Source organism: Mycobacterium sp. UNC410CL29Cvi84 (assembly GCF_000686745.1).
Classification (GTDB): Bacteria; Actinomycetota; Actinomycetes; order Mycobacteriales; family Mycobacteriaceae; genus Mycobacterium; species Mycobacterium mucogenicum_B.
The window spans coordinates 71794-92447 of the sequence record NZ_JMLM01000011.1 but is presented as its reverse complement, the minus strand read 5'-3'; the positions used below and the strand labels follow the sequence as shown (position 1 = coordinate 92447).

Below are 20654 nucleotides of genomic sequence, written 5' to 3'. Positions count from 1 at the left end.
TCACTCAACTCGCGTCCTTTCAAGCCTCGAGGTCATCGCCGGTAGCCTAGTTCGCCCGGCGGCGCTTACGCCTGGAATTGCCCACCACCGCGCGCTCGCGCGCGCCCAGCGCCGACTTGATGGTCCACCGCAGCGGGGCCTGCCACCAGTGCGGATGCCGGTCGGCAAGGAAGGTATAGGTACTGCGGTGGTGCGCGGCCAGATTGCGGGCCGGGTCCCGTCCGGTGGAATGTCCCTTGTCGTGCAGGATTTCGGCGGCCGGGACGTACACGTTCTGCCAGCCGCCGCGCGCCAGCCGGTCCCCCAGGTCGACGTCCTCCATGTACATGAAGTAGTTCTCGTCGAATCCGCCGATCTGCCGGAACGCCTTGGTGCGCAACAACAGACACGAACCCGACAACCAGCCGACGGCGCGTTCGCTCGGCTCCAACCGGTCCTGGCGGTAGGCCGCCGTCCACGGGTTGGATTTCCAGAACGGGCCCACCACGGCGTGCATGCCGCCGCGGATCAGGCTCGGCTGATGCCGCGCCGACGGGTACACCGAGCCGTCGGGGTCGCGGATCAGCGGACCCACCGCGCCGGCCGCCGGCCACCGCGCGGCCCCGGCGAACAACTCGTCGATGCTGTTGGGCCCCCACTGCACGTCGGGGTTGACCACGACGAAGAACTCCTGGTCGACGATGCTGTCGGGCGTGTCGAGGTAGGCCGACACGGCACGGTTCACCGCGGTGCCGTAACCGAGGTTGCCACCGGTGCGGAACAACTCGACGTCGGCGTACCGCTCCAGGGCGGCCTCGGGCGCGCCGTCGGTCGACCCGTTGTCGGCCATCACCACCAGCAGGCGGCGTTCCGTCGCGTGGGCCAGCGTCTTCAGGAAACGGTCCAGATGCGCACCGGGTGAATAGGTCACCGTCACCACGAGCAGCGGGCGGTGCGGTTCCGCTCCAGAAGGCTGCTCGATCACGGCCTAGAGGTTAGCGGGCCGACGGCCGTACCCGCACCAGGGTGTGACCCGCCGAGCCCCGGGCTACCGGCCACGGCAAGCGCTCACCAGTAGCCTGTCCTGGTGCCAGGTCGACTGTTCCGCATCCTCGCCGTCATGACGACGGTGCTCGTGATGGTGGGCACCGGCGTGGCCTGGAGCAGCCTGCGTTCGCTGGAATCGGGCATCAACCGCATCAGCACCGCGGCCCTCGGCGGCGGGGGCGACGACGGCGCCGTCGACATCCTCCTGGTGGGTATGGACAGCCGTACCGATGCGCACGGAAATCCCTTGTCAGAGGACGAACTCGCGACGCTACGCGCCGGTGACGACGTGTCCACCAACACCGACACCATCATCCTGGTGCGCATCCCCAACAACGGGCGCTCGGCCACCGCCATCTCCATCCCGCGCGACTCCTATGTGCAGGCGCCCGGGCTGGGCAAGACCAAGATCAACGGCGTCTTCGGTCAGGTGAAGCTCGAGAAGATGAAGGAACTCGTCGAGGAGCAGGGTGAGGACGCCGCCACCGCCGAGCCGAAAGCCGTAGAGGCCGGCCGCGAAGCGCTCATCAAAACCGTGGCAAAGCTCACAGGCGTGACCGTCGACCACTACGCCGAAGTCGGGTTGCTCGGCTTCGCGTTGATCACCGACGCCCTCGGCGGCGTCAACGTGTGTCTGAAGAACGCCGTCGACGAACCGTTGTCGGGCGCCAACTTCCCGGCCGGCTGGCAGAAACTCAACGGCCCGCAGGCCCTGAGCTTCGTGCGGCAGCGCCACGATCTGCCCCGCGGCGACCTGGACCGCGTGACCCGCCAGCAGGTGTTCATGGCGTCGCTGGCGCACGACATCATCTCCGGGCAGACCCTGTCCAGCCCCAGCACCCTGAGTCGCCTCCGGAACGCCGTGCAGCGCTCGGTCGTGCTGTCCGACGGTTGGGACATCATGGATTTCGTCCAGCAGATGCAGAAGCTGGCGGGCGGCAACGTCGCGTTCGCCACCATCCCGGTGCTCGCCGAGGACGGCTGGAGCGACGACGGCACCCAGAGCGTCGTGCGCGTCGACCCCGCACAGGTGCAGCAATGGGTGGCCGGTCTGCTGCAGGACCAGGCCGAGGGCAAGACCGAAAAACTCGCGTACACCCCCGGCAACACCACCGTCGACGTCGTCAACGACAGCGACATCAACGGACTGGCTGCGGCGGTGTCGGAGGTCCTGACCGAAAAAGGCTTCGTCGCAGGCAAAATCGGCAACAACGAGGCCGACCATGTGCCGTCGAGCCAGATCCAGGCCGCCAAGTCGGACGATCTCGGGGCGAAGGCCATCGCCGAGCAACTGGGCAATCTGCCGGTGGTGGAGAACGCCTCGGTGCCGAGCGGCGCGGTCCGGGTCGTGCTCGCGCACGACTACGCGGGCCCCGGCTCCGGCCTGGAGGGCGGCAGCCACACCGTGACCCAATCGTCTGCCGACACCAGCGATTCCGGCTCGAGCACCCCGGTCCCGCCGTCGCCCATCATCACCGCGGGCGCGGCCGACCCGAAGTGCGTGGACTGACCGTGACCAACCTGTCCAGCGCGATCCTCGACCCGCTCCTGCGCGACGACCCGGCCGGGCCGCGCATCACCTACTACGACGACGCCACCGGCGAGCGCATCGAGCTGTCCGCGGTGACGCTGGGCAACTGGGCCGCCAAGACCGCCAACCTGCTGCGTGACGAACTCGGCGCGGGTCCGGGCAGCCGGGTCGCGGTGCTGCTGCCCGCGCACTGGCAGACGGCGGGCGTGTTGTTCGGCATCTGGTACATCGGCGCGGAAGTGGTTGTCGGAGAACCGCTTCCGACGCAGTGCGACATCGCCCTGTGCACGGCCGACCGCGTCGACGCGGCCGACGAGACCGGCGCTGGCGAGGTCGTCGTGCTGTCGCTCGATCCGTTCGGCAAGCCCGTTCCCGACCTCCCGATCGGCGTCACCGACTACGCGACGTCCGTGCGGGTGCACGGCGATCAGATCGTGCCCGAACGCACCCCGGGTCCGGCGCTGGCGGGCCGCTCCGTCGACGACGTCCTCGCCCTGGCCCGAAACGATGCGGCGGCAAAGGGATTCACTGCCGGCACCCGGCTGCTGTCGACCGCCCCGTGGGGCACCCCCGACGAACTCGTCGCCAATCTGCTGGCGGTGTTCGCCGGCGGCGCCTCCCTGGTGCAGGTGGCCAACCCCGACGCGGGCGCGCTCGAGCGGCGCCGCGCGACGGAGAAGGTCACCGCCGACCTTTAGCGCCTGACGTCAGCGCAGCAGGGCGCGGGACATCACGACCCGCTGAATCTGGTTGGTGCCCTCGTAGATCTGGGTGATCTTGGCGTCGCGCATCATGCGCTCCACCGGGAAATCGACGGTGTAACCGGCACCGCCGAACAACTGCACGGCGTTGGTGGTCACCTCCATGGCCACATCCGAGGCGAAACACTTGCTGGCCGCCGAGATGAAGCCCAGGTTGCCTTCACCGCGCTCGGCGCGCGCCGCGGCGTTGTAGACCATGAGGCGGGCGGCCTCGGTCTTCATCGCCATGTCGGCGAGCATGAACTCGACCCCCTGGAACTGGCTGATGGACTTGCCGAACTGCTTGCGGTCCTTGGTGTACGCGATCGCGGCGTCCAGCGCGCCCTGCGCCACCCCGACGGCCTGCGCGCCGATGGTGGGGCGGGTGTGGTCGAGCGTCGCCAGCGCGGTCTTGAAACCGGTGCCCGGCTCGCCGATGATGCGGTCTCCCGGAATGCGGCAGTTCTCGAAGTACAGCTCGACGGTCGGGCTGCCCTTGATGCCGAGCTTGCGCTCCTTCGGGCCGATGGTGAAGCCCTCGTCGTCGATGTGCACCATGAACGCCGAGATGCCGTTGGCGCCCTTGTCGGGGTCGGTCACCGCCATCACGGTGTACCACGTCGACTTGCCGCCGTTGGTGATCCAGGCCTTGGCGCCGTTGAGGATCCAGTCGTCACCGTCGGCCTTGGCGCGCGTGCGCATCGCGGCGGCATCACTGCCGGCCTCGCGCTCGGACAGCGCGTACGACGCGAGCTTGCCGTCGACCAGGTCGGGCAGCACCTTGCGCTTCAGATCGTCGGAACCGCTCAGGATCAGGCCCATGGTGCCGAGCTTGTTGACCGCGGGGATCAGCGACGCCGACACGTCGACCCGGGCCACCTCTTCGATGACGATGCAGGCGGCCACCGAGTCCGCACCCTGGCCACCGAACTCCTCGGGCACGTGCACGGCGTTGAAACCGGACGCCGTCAGCGCGTCACTGGCCTCCTGAGGGAAGCGGGCCTGCTCGTCGACCTCGGCGGCGTACGGAGCGATCTCCTTCTCGGCCAGGGCCCGAATGGCGGCCCGGAGCTCCTGATGCTCTTCCGGCAGCTGAAACAGATCGAATGACGGGTTACCGATAGACATTGATGGCTCCTTGCCTGCCCATGTGGCGAGATGCGGGTTGCTACTCGCCGGTAACTTTACCGCCCCTGACCCGACACCTTCTGCAGCCCACGGACCAACTCGCGGTAAGTGCGGTGATAGACGGTGCGCAACGTCTCGCTGCGGCGCAGCACGTCGACGGCCGTCACAGGGCCCAGCAGCAGCACCGGGTGCCCGGCGAAAACCGACGTGGTGTGCTGGATCCGCGACGAGCGGTGCGCCGCCGACTCCAGTTCGGCCTGGTAGTAGTCGCAGAACTCCGGCTGGGTGAAGAACACCTTGTTGAAGCCGATCGCGAACGGGGCCAGCCCGGCGCCGTCGTCGAGGTACTTGAGCGTGCCCACCGCGACACCGGGCCAGAACTCGTTGAAGACGTCGTCGGCGATGACGATGCCGCCGTCGGCCAGGGTGGCCTCGGCGAGCTGCATGTCGCTGTAGACGATCTCCTCGGTGTGCCCACCGTCGACGCTGAAGAACCGGATGGGCCCGCCGGCCTCTTCCAGCAGCACCTCGGGCGTCAGCTTCGTGGAGTCGCCCTGGTGGATCACCACGCCGTCCATCGACGACCACACGTCGACGTTGCTGGTGAACTTCGCCAGATCACCGGCGCCGGAACCGTCGATGTTGAGGTCCTGGTCACCGAAAATGTCGATGGCAACGGACTTTTCGTCGTCCCGCTGCAACAGGTTCAGGCCGATGAACAGCTTGCCGTGGTGCACACCGATCTCGGCGACCGCGCCGCCGACGGACCTGGCCCGCTGGGCCTCGTCCAGCGCACCGGCGACCAGGAGCACCTCAGGCTCCATGAATCCCGTGACGAGCTTGTGGCCGACGCTGCGGTACCGCGCGAATGAAGATTTCATCGATCGTGAGCTTACTTGCCCAGCAACCGATTACGCAGCGCCTCATCCTTGTCGAGCACCATCTGCTCCAGGTCCGCCTGGAACCGCTGCATCCGGGCCCGCAATCCGGCATCTGCCGACCCCAGGATGCGTACCGCCAGCAGGCCCGCGTTACGCGCGCCGCCGATCGACACCGTGGCCACCGGCACGCCGGCGGGCATCTGCACGATCGACAGCAACGAGTCCATGCCGTCGAGACGGGCCAGCGGCACGGGCACACCGATCACCGGCAGCGGAGTGGCCGACGCCACCATGCCGGGCAGGTGCGCGGCGCCACCGGCGCCGGCGATGATCACCTCGACACCGCGGTCCGCGGCGGTCTTGGCGTAGTCGAGCATGCGCTGCGGGGTGCGGTGCGCCGACACCACGCCGACCTCGAACGGCACCTCGAACTCGGCGAGCGCGGTGGCCGCGTCCTCCATCACCGACCAGTCGCTGTCACTGCCCATGATCAGGCCGACGCGCGGTCCCACCCGGTCACTCATGTCCACTCCATCCGTCGGTCCACTCAGCGTGCGACAACCAATGCGCGGCCCGCACGGCGCGCTCGCGTACGTCGGCCACGTAGTCCGCGTCGTCGAGCGAGCCGCCCGGCGCGCCGACGATGTTGACGTGCCCGATCTTCCGGCCGGGCCGCTCCCCCTTGCCGTACAGGTGCACCCGGGCCTCGGGCAGCCGGCCGAACAGGTGGTGCAGCCGCTCGTCCATCGACATCGCCGGCTGGACGGGCGCGCCCAGCACGTTGGCCATCACCGTCACCGGGGCCAGTGGCGCCGTCGACCCCAGCGGGTAATCCAGCACTGCGCGCAGATGCTGCTCGAACTGGCTGGTCGTCGCGCCGTCCATGCTCCAGTGCCCGGAGTTGTGCGGCCGCATGGCCAGCTCGTTGACCACCAGCGCACCGTCGACCGTCTCGAAGAGCTCGACCGCCAGCACGCCGACCACACCGAGCTCATCGGCGATCCGCAGCGCGAGCTGTTCGGCCGCAGTCGCCACCGCGGGGTCCAGCTGCGGCGCGGGCGCGATCACCTCGACACAGATGCCGTCCTCCTGCACGGTGTGCACGACGGGCCACGCCGCGCCCTGCCCGAACGGCGAGCGCGCGACCAGCGCGGCCAGCTCGCGGCGCATGGCGACCTTCTCCTCCACCAGCACCGCGACGCCGGCGGCCAGATAGGCCTCGGCGGCGGCGCGGGCCTGCGCCACGTCGTCGGTCAGCGTGACGCCCTTGCCGTCATAGCCGCCCCGGCTGGCCTTCACCACGAGGCCGCCACCGACCTCGGCGGCGAGTTCGTCGATGGCATCGAGATCAGCGGGCGAGGCCACTTCCCGGTAGCGCGGCACCGGCGCGCCGAGCTCGGCCAGCCGGCGGCGCATCACGAGCTTGTCCTGGGCGTGCACCAGCGCTGCCGGCGGCGGGGCCACGTTGACCCCTTCCGCGACGAGGGTCTGCAGCAGCTCGGTCGGCACGTGCTCGTGATCGAACGTCAGGGCCGACGCACCGGCGGCGACCTGGCGCAATGCCTCGAGGTCGGTGTGCGAGCCCAGCACCACCGCGGGGCTCACCTGGGCGGCCGGCTCGTCGGCGGAAACTGCCAGTACCCGCAGGGTCTGGCCGAGCGCGATGGCGGCCTGGTGGGTCATGCGGGCCAGCTGGCCGCCACCGATCATTGCCACGACGGGGGGTTGCGTCACGGCGCCTAGTTTGTCACGCACCGGGGGTGTCCCCCGAATCTGCCTATGCCGACTAGCTACCACCCGCTACCTGCACGGGTACGTGAAATGCAGGTCGTTTCCGTAAACTGGCCGCTTATGTCGTTCACCGAGGCCACCATCGCGCGGCTCCCGCGAGTGATCCGGCCGTTTGCCGAGCGGCATCACGAGCTCATCAAGTTCGCCATTGTCGGCGCCACGACGTTCGTCATCGACTCGGGCATCTTCTACACCCTCAAGCTCACGGTGCTCGAGCCCAAGCCGGTGACCGCCAAGATCATCGCCGGCATCGTCGCGGTCATCGCGTCGTACGTGCTGAACCGTGAATGGAGCTTCCAGAACCGCGGTGGCCGGCTGCGTCACCACGAGGCGCTGCTGTTCTTCGCCGTCAGTGGCGTCGGCGTGCTGCTGAGCATGGCCCCGCTGTGGGTGTCCAGCTATGTGCTGCAGCTGCGCCAGCCCAACGTGTCGCTGACCATCGAGAACATCGCCGACTTCCTGTCGGCGTACATCATCGGCAACCTGCTGCAGATGGCGTTCCGCTTCTGGGCGTTCCGGCGCTGGGTGTTCCCCGACGAGATGGCAAAGCACGCCCCCGACATGACGCTCGAGGCGACGATCACCGCCGGCGGTTTCGCCGAGGCCTACGACGAACTCGGCGACGACCCTCAGCTGGGCGACTCCTCGGAACCCAAGGTGTCGAAGACTTCGTGATACAGCAGCGAGTGGACCTGCTCCACCCGCGGAATGTCATGGAATTCCAGGGGATCCTGCGACGCCGACTCGATGATCAGCGTGCCGGTGCGCAGTATCCGGTCCAGTAGCTGGTGCCGGAACTCCACACTGTTGATACGTGCCAGCGGAATGTCGATACCCGACCGCGTCAGCACACCGCGCCGGAACATCACCCGCCGATCGGTGATCACGAAATGCGTTGACCGCCAATTCAGGAACGGCCAGACGGTGAGCCAGCCGATCACCACGAGCCAGACCACACCGATCACCGCGAAGATGATGTTCTTGGCGTTCGAATCCCAGTTGGTGTGATTGACCACCGCCGCGACGAACGCCGCCAGCGCCGTCCCGGCCAGCAGCACCAGCACCGGCCCGATCAGTCGCTTCCAGTGCGGGTGCCGATGCAGCACAACATGTTCGTCGGCCGCCAGCACGTTGTCCGGGTAACCCATACCCAGACTCTAGGCGGTGCTCAATCGGTGGCGGGCCGCAAATGGACGACGTCACCCGCCGAGACGGCTACCGGTCCGTCGGCCGAATCGATCACCAGCGCACCACCGGCGTCGATTTCGGTCGCCTGCCCGACCACCTCACGCCCGCCGGGCAATTCGGCCCGCACCGACTGCCCGAGGGTGGCGCTGTGCTTGCGGTAGATGGCCAGCAGCTCGACGTTCCCGCCCGCGCGCCACTCGGCGATCCGCGCGTGCAGGCGGTTCAGCAGTGCCACGGCCAGCTGCTGCCGATCCGGTTGTGCCACACCGAGACTCAACAGCGAGACGGCCACCGGGTCGGGCAGTTCGTCGGCGGCGAGCGACACGTTCAGCCCGATCCCGACGACGATGACGGGCGCCCCGCCGCCCGGTGCCGCGACCTCGGCGAGAATCCCCGCCAGCTTGCCGGTGCCCACCAGCACGTCGTTGGGCCACTTGAGTGCGGCCTGCACGCCGGCCACCTCGGCGACGGCCTCGACGACAGCCACCCCCGCCGCCAGCGACAGCAGGCCCCAGGTTTCGCTCGGCACGTCGGTGGTGTCCACCGCGATCGACACCAGAATCTGCGACCGCGGCACCGCCGTCCAGGTGCGGCCCTGGCGTCCCCGTCCCGCGGTCTGGTCCTCGGTGAACAGGGCCACGCCCGCGACGTTCTCGCCGGACTGTGCCCGCGCCGCCAGATCGGCGTTGGTGGAACCGGTTTCGGCCACCACCTCGACCCGCCAGCCGTCGCCGACGGACGCCTGGATCGCCGCGGCGTCCAGCGGCAGCAGCTCAGCAGTCATTGGTTACCTTCTTCCCGGCGAACCGATCCGCCATCCAGTCGAGCATCTCCTGCGCCGCGGGCGGGTTGTGGCCACCCCGCGGGTCGAACTCCGTCGTCACCGTGCCACCGAGCGAACACGCGCGCCCGATGGCCGCCTTCGTCCACGTGGAATCGATGAAGGGGTCCTGACCGCCGTACCAAACGTACAGCGGCGCGGTCAGCCGTCGCTGCGGAATTGCCCACGCCTGCAAGAGATCCTGCAGCCGCTGGGCCGCATCAGGCGACACCGGGAGGAAGTCGCGCGGCCCGAGTTGCCCGGCGGCGACGGCCCGTTTGTAGGCCGCGCCCGCGCTGCAGTCCGTCAGCACGTTCCAGTATCGGGAGGCACCGCCGTGCCGGTAGTCGTCGCGGTTCAGGTCGGGGTGCAGCCGGGCCAGTGATTCGATCAGCGCCTGCAGCACGGGTCGCTGCTCGCTGGTCAGTGTGCCCGTCTGCGATTTCGCCACCAGGCCGCTGATGTCAGCGGCGGGCGCGATCGCGACCGCGCCGACGAGCTTCAGGTCCGGCGCGTAGGGCTCGGCCTGTTCGTCGGCGGCCCACGCCGCGGCGCCACCCTGGGAGTCGCCGAACGCCGCCCACGTCGTCGAGACGTCACCGAAGACGTGCCGCGCGGCGCGGACCGCGTCGATCAGGTTCAGACCGGCGGTGCGGGCGTCGGAGTACGGGTGTACGCCCTTGACGCCCAGCCCCTGGTAGTCCGGCAGTGCGACGGCATAGCCGAGATTGACGACGACCTTTGCGATGGGCAGCAGGTTCATCAGCGTCGGCGACAGCGACGGCCCGCAGTTGTTGTCGATGCCCACGGTGCCGTGGCCCAGCGCGACCACCGGCCAGCCGTCCTTGGGTGCCCGGCCCAGGGGGGTGAGCACCGCGCCCGAGACGACGGTCTGCGCGCCGGTGTCACCCGAGGTGGAGCGGTACACCACGCGGGCGGCGCGCATCCCCTGGCCGTTGAAGGTGCTGGTGACGCCCGGCATGGTCGTGGCCGACAGGAGGGTGCCCGGACCCGACCCGGCGAGATCGGCCGAACCGATCGGCTCGGGCGCGCCGGACAGCGGGATGAACATGTCCAGGGTCTTGGAGGCCGCGATCAGGGCCAGCGGCCGCAGGTAGGTCGCGGCGGTGAGACCACCGACGACCAGGACGGCCACCACTATCCACGGCAGGGCTTTACGCATCAATGGGGATTATTCACCGGCGGTCGCCCGCCCGGGCTCAGTAGGCGCCAGAACCGCCGATGATGGTGCGGAAGGTCTTGGCCGCGATCAGCAGATCGTTGGTGATCGACCAGTTCTCGACGTACGACAGGTCGAGTCGCACCGAGTCCTCCCACGACAGGTCGGCCCGTCCGCTGACCTGCCACAGCCCGGTGATCCCGGGCAGCACCAGCAGCCGGCGGCGCACCTGCTCGTTGTACGTGTCGAACTCGCGGCGCAGCGGCGGGCGCGGACCGACGACGCTCATGTCACGGCGCAGCACGTTGAAGAACTGCGGCAGCTCGTCGATGCTGTAGCGGCGCAGGTACTTGCCGACCATCGTGACGCGCGGGTCCTCGTGAATCTTGAACAGCACCCCGCTGCCGCTCTCGTTGAGGTCCAGGCTGATCAGATCGTCGACCATGCGGTCGGCGCCCTGCACCATGGTGCGGAACTTCGTCATCTGGAACGGCTTGCCGTCCAGGCCGATTCGCTCGGAACGGTAGAAGACCGGGCCGCGGCTGGTGAGCTTGATGGCGATGGCCGACAGGATCATGAGCGGCGCGGTCACGGTGAGCGCGAACAGCGCGACGAAGACGTCGAAGGCGCGCTTCTGGAGCTTCTTGGTCCCGCTGTACTGCGGACGCTCGACGTGGATCAGCGGCAGACCGGCGACCGGACGCATGGTGAGCCGGGGACCGGCGACGTCGATGACGCTCGGCGACACCACCATGTCGATACCGAGCTTGTCGAGCTCCCAGGACAGCTCGCGCATGCCTTCGGGCCCGAGGTGATCGGTCGTGGTCAGGGCGACGGCGTCGAAGCTGGCCTGCGAGATGGCGTCGGAGACCTGGGTCTCGTTGCCGAGCACCGGCAGCTCGCCGACCCCGGCGACGTCGAACGTGCCGCCGGCGGGACGCCCGGTGAGGCAGACGCCGCGGACGGAGTAGCCGTACCACCATTCGCGGTGCAGCGACTGCACCAGGTTGCTCACGGCGCGCGGGTCACCGACGGCCAGCACCTCGGCGACGCACTTGTTGCGCCGGCGCAGCCGGGCGAGCACGCGCCGACAGATGGTCCGGCCGACGACGAGACCGACGAGGCCGAGCGGCAGCGCGACGGCCAAGTAGCCGCGGGCGTACTCAGGGCGGAAGATCATGAGTGCGACGGCGATGATGCCGACGGTGGCCAGGGTCGCGGAGAACACCCGGCGGTACTCCTCGACGCCGGCGCCGACGATGCGCGGCGACCGGGTGCGGTACGCGGCCAGCATCGCCAGCCAGATGACGGCGACGAACGCCGACAGCACCGAGTAGTACGAGAAGACGTGCAGGTACGTCGAAGTGAATTCCAGGGAGGCGTCCGGTGTACCGAGCTTGACGAACTGGGCACTCGCCAGGGCCAACACCACCACGACCAGATCGAACGCGATGAGGCACCACCGGTACCGCGTCTGCCAGGCGCGGTCAGCTAAAGGTGCGACGGCCCGTACGGGAGGCGCAGGAGAAGCCTCGGGAATGAAGAGTTCTTCTGCCACTGACACTGACGCCTACTCCCTCCCATTTGCTGGCTGTTCGCTATAGCCCCCGCTCAGCGAACTGCGACTACTATCGCATCGTTTGCTCGAAAATACCACCGATCGGAAAAATAGGCAGGTCAACCGCAGCGTCCCTGCAGCGCGGCCTTAGCGAACCCGGCAAACTGATAGAAGAACGTCAGCTCCCACCCGATCGGCGAGAAGTCATAGTCCCTGGGCAAAGCCACCGCAACCACCGAACCGTGGTCCGTGGAATAGCACTGCCGGAAGATCAGGCGGGCGCGCGGCAGGTGATACCGCCAGCTGACCACGATGATCCGGTGCCAGGACCGGCCCTCGGAGAGCTGGCGCATCATCATGGCCTCGCCGCGGGTCGTCAGGATCTCCGGTTTCCGGCAGATCACCTCGATGTCCGCCGCCGGCGCGCAGGCGCTCTTCATCTGCGGGTCGCCCGGTAGGTACGGGTTGGACAGCACCACCGTGCGCGCCCAGCCCTGCCGGGCCAGGCTCAGCCCGTACTGTTCGCGGCCGTCGTGTTCACCGGCCAGCACGATGATCGCGTCGGCCCGCTGCAGCTGATCGGACCTGGCATTGGCGAACAGCACCACCCCGGCCAGCCCGACATCGACGAGCAGGACGATCGTGACCACGCCGATGACGCGACGAATGATTCGGCCGAGGTCACCGCGCGCCATAGTCCGCCAGTTGTTCGGCGCACATCTCGCGGTACTGCTGCCACATGCGGCGACCCAACTCGCGCTGCCCGGCGGCGCTGTAGTGCCGATCGTCGGGACTGTTGTACGAATCACGCGGGCCCGGCACGAAGGTGGTCAGTGGCCACCGGTTCGGGGTGTCGGCGTGCACGGCGTCGATCGCGGCGTAGGGCTTGCCGCTCAACTCCATTTCCTCGGGCACCATCTGGCCGAGCACGAACGGCAGGCCCGCGCCGTACCGCGCCCGCATGTCCCCGATCAGTGAGTCGAGCTTCACCTGGTACTGCGCGCCGGAGATCAGCGGCACGTCGGTCTCGCCCTGGTGCCAGAGCACGGTGGCGATCTCACTGCCGGGATACCGCGCGAGTGCCGCGTCGATGGCCTTCACGGCCCGTTGGTACAGGTTCACCCGGGTCTTGCGGTCGGCGGGATCCCAGGTGTGCCCGTTCTTCGGGGTGAACGAGGTGTCACCGCGGGCTCCGGGGATCAGCAGCACCGGACGCCCGGTGTCCTCGGCGAGTTGTTTGGCGAAGGTCGGGCCGAAACCGACGTATTTGCAAGGTATCTCGTGTAGCAGCGGCTGCGTCGCCAGCACCGCGGTGCCTTTGGACGGCCCGCACATGGCCCACTGGTGCACCAGCGGATGCGGCCGGTCCAGCCCGTCGGGTTCGACGGGCAGTCCCATGCCGAACGCGTTGGACTGGCCCAGGATGGGCAGGATCAGGTACGGCCGCTCGGGCTCGCCCACCGGGGTGCCGCGGGGCGCGATGAGTCGCTTCACGATGCATTTCGCCTCGATCAGCAACTGTTGATGAATCGGGCTGTCGCCGTCGGGATTACGTGGTCCCCTGCGCAGGACAGTCATTGACCGCCTCGCCTCCCCTGAATCGTTCTGCCAGCCACCGCAATTGACCCGGTCCGTCAATATCGGCATGCCCACCGTCCGGCTGGAAATTCCAGACCACCGTACCGCCCAGCGAACATGCGCGGGCGATGGCGGCCTTCGTCCATTCGGGGTCGAGGAAGGTGTCCTTGCCGCCGTAGACCACCGACATGGGAGCCGACAGCGGCTGCTGCGGCAGGGCCCAGTCGTGCAGGTAGCGACGCAGCCGGTCGGCGGCCGCCGCGTCGACCGGCGCCAGGTCGGTCGGTCCGATCGCATCGATGGCGGTGGCGCGGTAGGCGACCTCGGGCCCCGAGCACGCCGACAGCACCTTCCAGTACCGGGCCGCCGCACCCCTGCGGTAGTCGTCGCGGTTCAGGTCGGGATGCAGCCGGGCCAGTGACTCGACGATCGCCTGGAACGCCGCTTCCTGGTCCTTTGTCATGGTGCCCGCGACGGCCTTGTCGACGATGCCCGCCACATCGGCCGACGGCACGCTGGCGGCCGCCCCGATGAGGTCGAGTTCGGGCGCGTACGTGCGTGCCTGTTCGTCGGCGGCCCACGCCGCGCCGCCGCCCTGCGAACCGCCGAACACGGCCCAGCGGTTGGAGATGTCGCGGAACGTGTGCCGCAGGGCGCGGACGGAGTCGATGACGTTGCGGCCCGCGGTGCGGCTGTCGGTGTAGGGATGGACGCCGGGCGCCCCCAGCCCCTGGTAGTCGGCGAGGGCCACGGCGAAACCGAGGTTGACGAAGCCCTGCACGAACACCACGTTGCCGAGGAGATTCGCCGACAGTGACGGCGCGCAGGGCTGGTCGATGCCGGTGGTGCCGTGTGCCAGCGCGATCACCGGCCAGCCGCCGTCGGGAGCCTGGCCCCGGGGCGTGAACACCGATCCCGACACCACCGTCGGCGCATCGGTGTCACCCGATGTCGATCGGTAGACCACGCGGGCGGCCTGCAGATCCTTGCCTTCCACCGAGTTGGTCAGTGCCGGCATCGTCATGGCGCTGATCAGGCTGCCCGGGCCCGAGCCCGTGAGGTCGGCGGTGCGGATCGGCACCGGGTCGCCGACACCGCCGTGCCGCAGCTTGTCCAGGGCCCAGCTACCGACCTGCCACATCACCGGCAACGACGCCGCGATCAGGAGCACTGCCGCGAGCGCGGCGCCCCACTGGATCGCACGACGCATTCAGGACCACCTGGTGCGGTACCGCTTGGCGAATTTCATGACGGGCTCTTCCACCGCGTAGTACGTGACGGCCGAGACCACCAGTGTCACCGCCAGGACGAGCGCCACGTTGCGCAGCATGCCGGGCACGGTGTCGCCGGCCATCAGGCCCCAACGTCCCAGCAGGAGCATGAGCGGGAAATGCCAGAGGTACGCCGACAGCGAGACCTTCCCGACGAACCGGAAGGGCGCCGTGTCCAGCAACTCGGCCAGCCCGGACCGCTCGCCGCGGAACAGCGGCGCGACGATCACCAGGATGCCCAGCGCGCACAGCACGGCCAGGGCCGACGTCGCGTAGGGGTTGGCCAGTGCGATCAACCCCAGCATGACGATGCCCGCGGGGAACATCGCCAGGAAGCTGTACAGGCGGACGCGCCGGCTGAGCTTCTCGCGGATCGCGTTGTGCTCCATGGCCACGACCAGTACCGCGGCGGCCATGCCGAACGCGAAGGTGTCCGAGTTGGTCAGGAAGGTCTTGGTGTACACCGCGACCCAGTTGGCGCCCCAGTTGATCTCCGTCGGATCGGTCAGGTGCAGCGCCGAGATCATCCACGGCACGAAGGCCCGGCCGATGAATCCCAGCGCGATCAGCAGCGCCGGGCCCAGGGTCACGACGACCCATGGCCGCAGGTTCGACCGCCGTCCGAGGGCGAACAGCAGCATGCCCAGCAGCGGGATGGAAAGGTAGAAGGCGTATTCCAGTGTCAGCGACCACGACGGGTTCAGGCCGGTCTGGAAGTACTTCGGGATGTACGACTGCATCAGGGTCAGGTTGGCGATCAACTGCCACGGGTCGGTGATCATGCCGGTGCCGTCTTCGGTGCGGGTCGGCTGCAGCGACGCGTTCTCGATGTAGACGATCTGCAGCAGGTAGTTGCACAGCAGGAAGATCACCAGGTACCCGGGCAGGATGCGGGCGACGCGGTGGACGGCGAAGTTCGCGGTGCTCGGCAGTTCGCGCTGCTCGATCAGGTTGCGCACGTAGGGCAGGAACAGCAGGAACCCGCTGAGCGCGTAGAAGAAGATCAGCGACAGCCCGACCAGGTTCGTCTTCCAGTGGTAGGCCGTCTGCGGCGAGTAGTGCCCGGTGACGTGCATGACGGCGACGCCCAGGCACGACAGCCCGCGGGCGCCGTCCAGCCCGATGATGCGAGCCCGGGTCCGGACCGGTGCCGAGGTCGGCGCGTTCACTGTCCTGCTCCCTGCGTGGAATTGAATGACGGACAACTGTTCTGGGCGGGGACGCCGTCGAACCGGTCCTTGATCCAGTCGTAGGACATCGCCACGTCGATGTCGGCGTGCCCCTTGGTCGGCTGGAACATGATGTCGATGACGTCGCCGAGGCGGCACGCGGCGGCGAGTGCCCTGTTCGTCCAGTCTGGCAGCAACAGCGTGTCCTGGCCGCCGTACAGCACCAGCATCGGCGCGGACGTCGGCTCCTTGGGCAGGCTCCGCTTGGCCAGCAGCTCCTGCAGCGTGGCTTCCGCCTGCGGGTTCGCGGGCCGCAGGTCGTCGGGCGTGATCTTGTCGATCGCCGCGGACCGCGCGGCGGCGTCCTCGGTGCGGCACGAGGCGAGGACGTCCCAGTGCTCGACGATCTCGCCGCGGCGGTAGTCCGCCAGGTTCAGCGAGGGGTTCTCCGTCGCCAGGGCGGCCAGGATCAGCTGCAGGATGGCGCCCTGCTCCTTCGACAGGCTGCCTGCCGCGGCGCCGGCGGCCAGACCGGTGAGATCGGTGGCCGGCGAGAGGCTGACGGTGCCGACGAGGTTCAGCCCGGTGCCGTAGCGTGCGGCGAGTTCGTTTGCGGCCCAGGCGGCTTGGCCACCCTGGGACACCCCGACGGCCAGCCACCGGTCCGACGACTCCGGTACCAGCTTGTGCGCCGCGCGCGCGGAGTCGATGACGTTGTAGCCCACCGTGGTGGCGTCGGCGTACGGATGGCCGGCGGTGCCCGGACCGAGCCCCTGGTAGTCGGGCAGGCTCACCACGTAGCCGGCCTTGACCAGCGTGGTGATCGGCATGGACAGCCCCTGCAGCGTCGACGAACCGGACGGCCCGCACTCGCTCTGCATGCCGGACGTCGCGTGGCCGAAGACGATGATGGGCCAGCCGCCTTGTGGCGGCGTCCCGTTCGGCACGAACACCGCACCCGACACCTCGGTGTGGTCGCCGGTGATCCCCGACGTCGACGTGTACGCGATGCGGGCCGCCAGCGACACGGCCGATTTCAGGCGCAGGTCCAGCGTGGGGAACGTCGAGGCCGACACCAGTGCACCGGGCACCTGACCGGCGCCCGTGGTGTCAGGTTTGAGGTCGATCCCCGGAATCGCAAGGGGCCCGGCCTTTTTCGGTGACGAGTCACTCTGGCAGGCCGGCGCGGTCAGACACACCGCGGCGAGCAGGCCCACGGCGACCAGACGCCGCAGCCGCCGCGAGTTCATCCCGACGTCCCGGCGGTCGCGTCACCGATCACCCGCTCGAGGTGCCGGCGACTCAGTACCCGGTCGAAGATCAGCGCCCGCGCGATGACCGCGATGACACACAGCGCGAAACCCAGGACCGTCCCGGTCATCACGTAGGACCAGACGGTGCCCACCCGCTCGGCGGGGCTGGCGTCGTCGATGACGACGAGCGTCGCGCTGGTACCGGCGACCAGGGCCAGCCGGTTGCCCACCGCGACCATGTCGTTCACGACCTCGTGTGCGATCTGCGTGGTCTGGTCGGCGTCGCCGCCGGTGACGGTGACGTTCAACATCGCTGTGGCACTGGGCAATATGACGATCCGCGCCGCGAGTTCCTTGTCGGACTCGATGAGGCCCAGCTTCTGGATGATGGGCGCGGTGATCTGGGAACTGGTGGCCAGGTTTCGGTAGGTCTCCATCAGGCCGAGCATGCCGGCGTCGCCGTAGTAGGCGTCCAGGGGCGACGCGCTGCCCTCGGAGCGGACGAACACCGAGGCCGTCGACCGGTACTCGGGCTTCGCGTTCTCCCAGCCGACCCAGCCCATCAGTGCGCTCGCGATGGTGGTGACGAGCACCAGCACCCAGCTGTTCTTGACGAACAGCACGTAGTCGCGCACCCGCGGCACTCCGGTCGGGGTGATCACGTCGCCCCCACGCAGACGTCGGCCACGCGCTCGCCGTCGAACCGCGCCTGCAGCCAGGCCAGCGCGTTCTGCATCGTCTGGTCGTTGATCTGGCCGGTGTCGCCGACGCCGCGCATCACCACGATCTGCTGGCCGCGGGCACACGCCGCCGCGGTGGCCGTCAGCACGCCGGCCGCCGGATTGACGGTGTCGGCCGTGCCGAACGCCACCAGCACCGGCGGATCATTCGGGCCCGCACCGGAACTGGGCAGCGCCACGGCCCCGAGGCGGCGCTTGAGGTCGGCGGCCGCGGCCGCGTCCTTGGCCTGGAAATCGTTGGGCGTCAACTGATTCAGCGCCAGCTGGGCAGCCGCGACGTCGCGCGGTGCGCAGTCGACCAACAGGTCCCACTGGTCCTTGAGTTTCGCCGACCGGTGCGCGTCGAGGTCGAAGTCGGGCTGCATGGTCTCCAGGCTCTGCAGCGCCCGGATCTGCAGCCGGTACTGATCGGCGGTCGCCAGTGCGGCGGTGCGGTCCGGGTCGGCGAGCGGCGCCAGATCGGCGATCGGGTTGACCGCCACCGCGCCCACCATGTTCATGCCGGCGCCGTAGCTCCCGTTGCGTTCGGCCGCGGCCCACGCGGCCAGGCCGCCTTCACCGGCGCCCAGCGCACCCCAGTTGGTACTGGTGGACGGCGCGGCGCGATGGATCGCGCGGGCGGCGTCGATGATGCTGTTCCCCAGGCTGTTCGTGTCCAGGATGGAGTGCTGCCGGGCACTGGAGCCGGGGTCGATGCCCAGCCCCTGGTAGTCGGACAGGGCGATGGCGAAGCCGCGCCGCAGGTACACCGTCATCCCGGTGGAATAGCCCCAGAACTGCGGCGCGAGGGTCGGCGCGCACTTGGGCAGCAGCCCGGTGGTGTCGTGCCCGAACGAGATGATGGGCCAGCCGCCCTTGGGCGGTGGGCCCGGGGGCACTGCGATCAGGCCACTGACCTGAATGGGACGGCCGTCGACGCCGCTGGTGGACCGGTACACGATGCGCGCCGCGGTCGCGCCGGCCTCGTCGAAGCTGCGGTCGCCTTTGACGGGCTTCAACTCGACCAGGGAACCCGGGCCGTCGTCGGTGAGATCGGGCGGCGGTAGCGCCTCGGCCCCCGGGAACATCGGGGTCAGGTCCCGGGTGGGACGCACGTCGTCACCCGGTCGCGGCGGCACCGGGCCCGACTGGCCGCACGCAGCCACGGTGACCAGCACTGCAGCCAGTGCCAGTACCGTGCGCCGCAACTCAACCTGACGCATCACGGCTTCTGGTGCGCCGCCGTCTTGGCCTCGGACTGCGGCGCAGCCTTGGGGGCGGCCTTGGGTGCCGCTTTCTTGCTCTTGCCGTCACCGGACTTCGGGCCGTCGGACCCGCCGATGTGGAGCTTGAACTCGACCGGTTCGTCGGTGGCGACCGAGCCGATCAGCACCGCGTTGGCGGACTTCAAGGTCTGCACGGCCCGGGTCAGCGCGTTGCTCGTGGTGTGGCGGATGCGGCCGACCAGCAGCGCACCGTCCGACAGCGCGGCGGCGACGGCGCCGTCGTTGTACTTGCCGAGCGGCGGCGTATCCACGACGACGTAGTCGAACTGGCCGGACAGGTCGGCGAACAGGCTCTCGGTGTGGTCGCCGGCCCACAACTCGCCGGGACGCGTGGTGGCCGGACCCGCGGGCAATACCGCGATCTGATGCTGACCGACGGAGACCTCGGGGATCAGGCCTTCGGCGACGGTGTTCTCGCCGACCAGCACGGTGCTCAGGCCGCGGTCGGCCGCGCCCTGACGGGCCGCCGGGGTCAGGTCCAGGCGCTGTGCCACCGCCGGGTTGCGCAGGTCGCCGTCGACCAGCACCACGCGCTTGCCGGTCTCGGCCAGCACGGCGGCCAGGTCGATCGCCACGGTGGTCCGCCCGTCGGACGGTGACGGGCTGGCCACCGCGATCACCCGAGCGGGCTCGGAACGATTTGCCGGCACGGTGAACCGCAAATTGTTGCGGAGCTCGCGCAGCGCCTCCGGGTAGGCGCCCTCGGCGGTCAGGTCGACCACCGGCGCATGGCTGCGGGCCGAGTCTGCGGGCAGCGCGCCGATGAGCAGCGAACCGCTGGCGTCGGCCACCCGGTCGCGGCCGCGCACCCGGCGGTCGACGATGCCGAGCACGATGGCCGCCAGGAGACCCAGCACGGTGCCACCGGCCAGACCCATCCCGATGCGGGTGACCATCGAATAGCCGAGGGGCTTGGTCGGGTAGCCGGCCTCGTCGACCACGATGGCGCCCGCGGCGGGGCTGCCGCCACGGCGGGACGTCTCCAGCTCTCCCACCAGGCCGGCGAGCTGATCAGCGACCGCGCTGGCGTAGGTCTGGGCCTGGCCCGGGTCCTTGTCGGTGACCGAGACCTGCAGCAACACGGTCTTCGGAAGCGGGATGGCGGTGACCTTGGCCCGCAGTTCGTTGGCCGAGATGGTCGCCTTCAGCTGGTCCACGGCGCGGGCGGCCACCTGCTCGCTCGTGGCGAGGGTGGCGTAGGAGTTCACGCGGTCCTGGGAGAACAGGTTGTTCTGGTAGGCCTCCGTGACCGACGTGCCGTTCTGGGTCGCCACGAAAAGCGTCGCGCTGGACTGGTATTCGCGATCACCGAATTCCCACCACGACCAGCCCGCGACACCTCCGACAACCGCCAGCGCCACGATCGCCCACCAGTACCGGCCGAATATCCGCAGGTACTCTTTGATCTCCAAGGTCGTGCCCCTTATTTCAGCAATGCGACGGCTCACAGATTAACGGCTGGGAACCGGACCGACCATTCAGACGCGCCACGGGTCCGGGCAACCTGCTTGAGCTTAGCTGGTCGAGCTGAGAAC

At 69.0% G+C, this 20654-nt stretch carries 20 protein-coding genes; 3 read left to right on the top strand and 17 right to left on the bottom strand.

Annotation, left to right across the window (positions count from 1 at the left end; genetic code table 11):
• Positions 1–46 precede the first annotated feature (46 nt).
• A complete protein-coding gene (locus BR47_RS0116670; protein ID WP_051634850.1) occupies positions 47–964 on the bottom strand; it encodes a glycosyltransferase family 2 protein in 918 nt (305 codons plus the stop codon).
• Positions 965–1099: 135 nt separating this feature from the next.
• On the opposite strand from BR47_RS0116670, the gene BR47_RS0116665 reads away from it, so the two are divergent.
• Entirely contained in the window at positions 1100–2536 is a 1437-nt protein-coding gene (locus BR47_RS0116665) for an LCP family protein (RefSeq protein ID WP_020102904.1), read from the top strand.
• A gap of 2 nt (positions 2537–2538) precedes the next feature.
• On the top strand, positions 2539–3255 hold the full coding sequence (locus BR47_RS0116660; RefSeq protein ID WP_029105554.1) for a TIGR03089 family protein: 717 nt from the start codon (positions 2539–2541) through the stop codon (positions 3253–3255).
• 9 nt (positions 3256–3264) lie between these two features.
• On the opposite strand, the gene BR47_RS0116655 is transcribed toward BR47_RS0116660, so the two are convergent.
• The 4 genes from BR47_RS0116655 to BR47_RS0116640 are packed head-to-tail and all read right to left on the bottom strand — an operon-like array spanning position 3265 to position 7040.
• Positions 3265–4425 (bottom strand): acyl-CoA dehydrogenase, encoded by a 1161-nt coding sequence (locus BR47_RS0116655; protein WP_020102902.1) that lies wholly within the window; start codon positions 4423–4425, stop codon positions 3265–3267.
• 56 nt (positions 4426–4481) lie between these two features.
• Positions 4482–5306 carry a class I SAM-dependent methyltransferase gene (locus tag BR47_RS0116650; RefSeq protein WP_020102901.1) on the bottom strand — a complete coding sequence of 275 codons (825 nt, stop codon included), beginning with the start codon at positions 5304–5306 and terminating at the stop codon, positions 4482–4484.
• 11 nt (positions 5307–5317) lie between these two features.
• Positions 5318–5830 (bottom strand): 5-(carboxyamino)imidazole ribonucleotide mutase, encoded by a 513-nt coding sequence (gene purE, locus BR47_RS0116645; RefSeq protein WP_029105553.1) that lies wholly within the window; start codon positions 5828–5830, stop codon positions 5318–5320.
• On the bottom strand, positions 5823–7040 hold the full coding sequence (locus BR47_RS0116640) for a 5-(carboxyamino)imidazole ribonucleotide synthase (RefSeq protein ID WP_286154331.1): 1218 nt from the start codon (positions 7038–7040) through the stop codon (positions 5823–5825). The genes purE and BR47_RS0116640 overlap by 8 nt, the downstream gene beginning before the upstream one ends.
• Positions 7041–7157: 117 nt before the next feature.
• Between BR47_RS0116640 and BR47_RS0116635 the strand changes: the two genes are divergently transcribed.
• A complete protein-coding gene (locus tag BR47_RS0116635) occupies positions 7158–7772 on the top strand; it encodes a GtrA family protein (protein WP_020102898.1) in 615 nt (204 codons plus the stop codon).
• Here BR47_RS0116635 and BR47_RS0116630 read toward each other — a convergent pair.
• The 12 genes from BR47_RS0116630 to BR47_RS0116575 all read right to left on the bottom strand — a co-directional run bounded on the left by BR47_RS0116630 (position 7727) and on the right by BR47_RS0116575 (position 20531).
• Positions 7727–8245, bottom strand: a complete 519-nt coding sequence (locus BR47_RS0116630; RefSeq protein WP_020102897.1) for a PH domain-containing protein — start codon at positions 8243–8245, stop codon at positions 7727–7729. The genes BR47_RS0116635 and BR47_RS0116630 overlap by 46 nt on opposite strands.
• 20 nt (positions 8246–8265) lie before the next feature.
• Positions 8266–9069, bottom strand: a complete 804-nt coding sequence (locus BR47_RS0116625; RefSeq protein WP_020102896.1) for a biotin--[acetyl-CoA-carboxylase] ligase — start codon at positions 9067–9069, stop codon at positions 8266–8268.
• Positions 9059–10288, bottom strand: a complete 1230-nt coding sequence (locus BR47_RS0116620) for a lipase family protein (protein WP_029120204.1) — start codon at positions 10286–10288, stop codon at positions 9059–9061. The genes BR47_RS0116625 and BR47_RS0116620 overlap by 11 nt, the downstream gene beginning before the upstream one ends.
• Positions 10289–10325: 37 nt before the next feature.
• Positions 10326–11843, bottom strand: a complete 1518-nt coding sequence (locus BR47_RS0116615; protein ID WP_476737688.1) for a sugar transferase — start codon at positions 11841–11843, stop codon at positions 10326–10328.
• Positions 11844–11962: 119 nt separating this feature from the next.
• Positions 11963–12493: a YdcF family protein gene (locus BR47_RS0116610; RefSeq protein WP_353582949.1), complete on the bottom strand. Its 531-nt coding sequence runs from the start codon at positions 12491–12493 to the stop codon at positions 11963–11965.
• Between the two features lie 31 nt (positions 12494–12524).
• A complete protein-coding gene (locus BR47_RS0116605) occupies positions 12525–13421 on the bottom strand; it encodes a sialate O-acetylesterase (RefSeq protein WP_029120202.1) in 897 nt (298 codons plus the stop codon).
• Entirely contained in the window at positions 13393–14631 is a 1239-nt protein-coding gene (locus tag BR47_RS0116600; protein WP_029120201.1) for a lipase family protein, read from the bottom strand. The genes BR47_RS0116605 and BR47_RS0116600 overlap by 29 nt, the downstream gene beginning before the upstream one ends.
• Complete coding sequence (locus BR47_RS0116595) at positions 14632–15861, bottom strand: acyltransferase family protein (RefSeq protein ID WP_029120200.1); 1230 nt, start codon at positions 15859–15861, stop codon at positions 14632–14634.
• Positions 15858–17111, bottom strand: coding sequence for an alpha/beta fold hydrolase (locus BR47_RS0116590; protein WP_029120199.1), 1254 nt, complete (start codon positions 17109–17111; stop codon positions 15858–15860). Before BR47_RS0116590 ends, BR47_RS0116595 begins: the two co-directional genes overlap by 4 nt.
• The gene (locus BR47_RS0116585; RefSeq protein ID WP_020102888.1) at positions 17108–17776 is read right to left on the bottom strand and encodes a YveK family protein; all 669 of its coding nucleotides are present in this window, start codon (positions 17774–17776) and stop codon (positions 17108–17110) included. The genes BR47_RS0116590 and BR47_RS0116585 overlap by 4 nt, the downstream gene beginning before the upstream one ends.
• A complete protein-coding gene (locus BR47_RS30755; protein ID WP_051634849.1) occupies positions 17773–19056 on the bottom strand; it encodes a lipase family protein in 1284 nt (427 codons plus the stop codon). Before BR47_RS30755 ends, BR47_RS0116585 begins: the two co-directional genes overlap by 4 nt.
• Positions 19056–20531, bottom strand: coding sequence for a tyrosine-protein kinase domain-containing protein (locus BR47_RS0116575; RefSeq protein ID WP_029120198.1), 1476 nt, complete (start codon positions 20529–20531; stop codon positions 19056–19058). The genes BR47_RS30755 and BR47_RS0116575 overlap by 1 nt, the downstream gene beginning before the upstream one ends.
• Positions 20532–20654 lie beyond the last annotated feature (123 nt).

Excerpts from the sequence above, each read along its gene's own strand:
- BR47_RS0116625 (WP_020102896.1), bottom strand. The coding sequence starts at position 9,069 with ATGACTGCTGAGCTGCTGCCGCTGGACGCCGCGGCGATCCAGGCGTCC.
- BR47_RS0116635 (WP_020102898.1), top strand. The coding sequence starts at position 7,158 with ATGTCGTTCACCGAGGCCACCATCGCGCGGCTCCCGCGAGTGATCCGG.
- BR47_RS0116655 (WP_020102902.1), bottom strand. The coding sequence starts at position 4,425 with ATGTCTATCGGTAACCCGTCATTCGATCTGTTTCAGCTGCCGGAAGAG.
- BR47_RS0116630 (WP_020102897.1), bottom strand. The coding sequence starts at position 8,245 with ATGGGTTACCCGGACAACGTGCTGGCGGCCGACGAACATGTTGTGCTG.
- BR47_RS30755 (WP_051634849.1), bottom strand. The coding sequence starts at position 19,056 with ATGCGTCAGGTTGAGTTGCGGCGCACGGTACTGGCACTGGCTGCAGTG.
- BR47_RS0116600 (WP_029120201.1), bottom strand. The coding sequence starts at position 14,631 with ATGCGTCGTGCGATCCAGTGGGGCGCCGCGCTCGCGGCAGTGCTCCTG.
- BR47_RS0116605 (WP_029120202.1), bottom strand. The coding sequence starts at position 13,421 with ATGACTGTCCTGCGCAGGGGACCACGTAATCCCGACGGCGACAGCCCG.
- BR47_RS0116620 (WP_029120204.1), bottom strand. The coding sequence starts at position 10,288 with ATGCGTAAAGCCCTGCCGTGGATAGTGGTGGCCGTCCTGGTCGTCGGT.
- purE (WP_029105553.1), bottom strand. The coding sequence starts at position 5,830 with ATGAGTGACCGGGTGGGACCGCGCGTCGGCCTGATCATGGGCAGTGAC.
- BR47_RS0116665 (WP_020102904.1), top strand. The coding sequence starts at position 1,100 with ATGACGACGGTGCTCGTGATGGTGGGCACCGGCGTGGCCTGGAGCAGC.
- BR47_RS0116650 (WP_020102901.1), bottom strand. The coding sequence starts at position 5,306 with ATGAAATCTTCATTCGCGCGGTACCGCAGCGTCGGCCACAAGCTCGTC.
- BR47_RS0116590 (WP_029120199.1), bottom strand. The coding sequence starts at position 17,111 with ATGAACTCGCGGCGGCTGCGGCGTCTGGTCGCCGTGGGCCTGCTCGCC.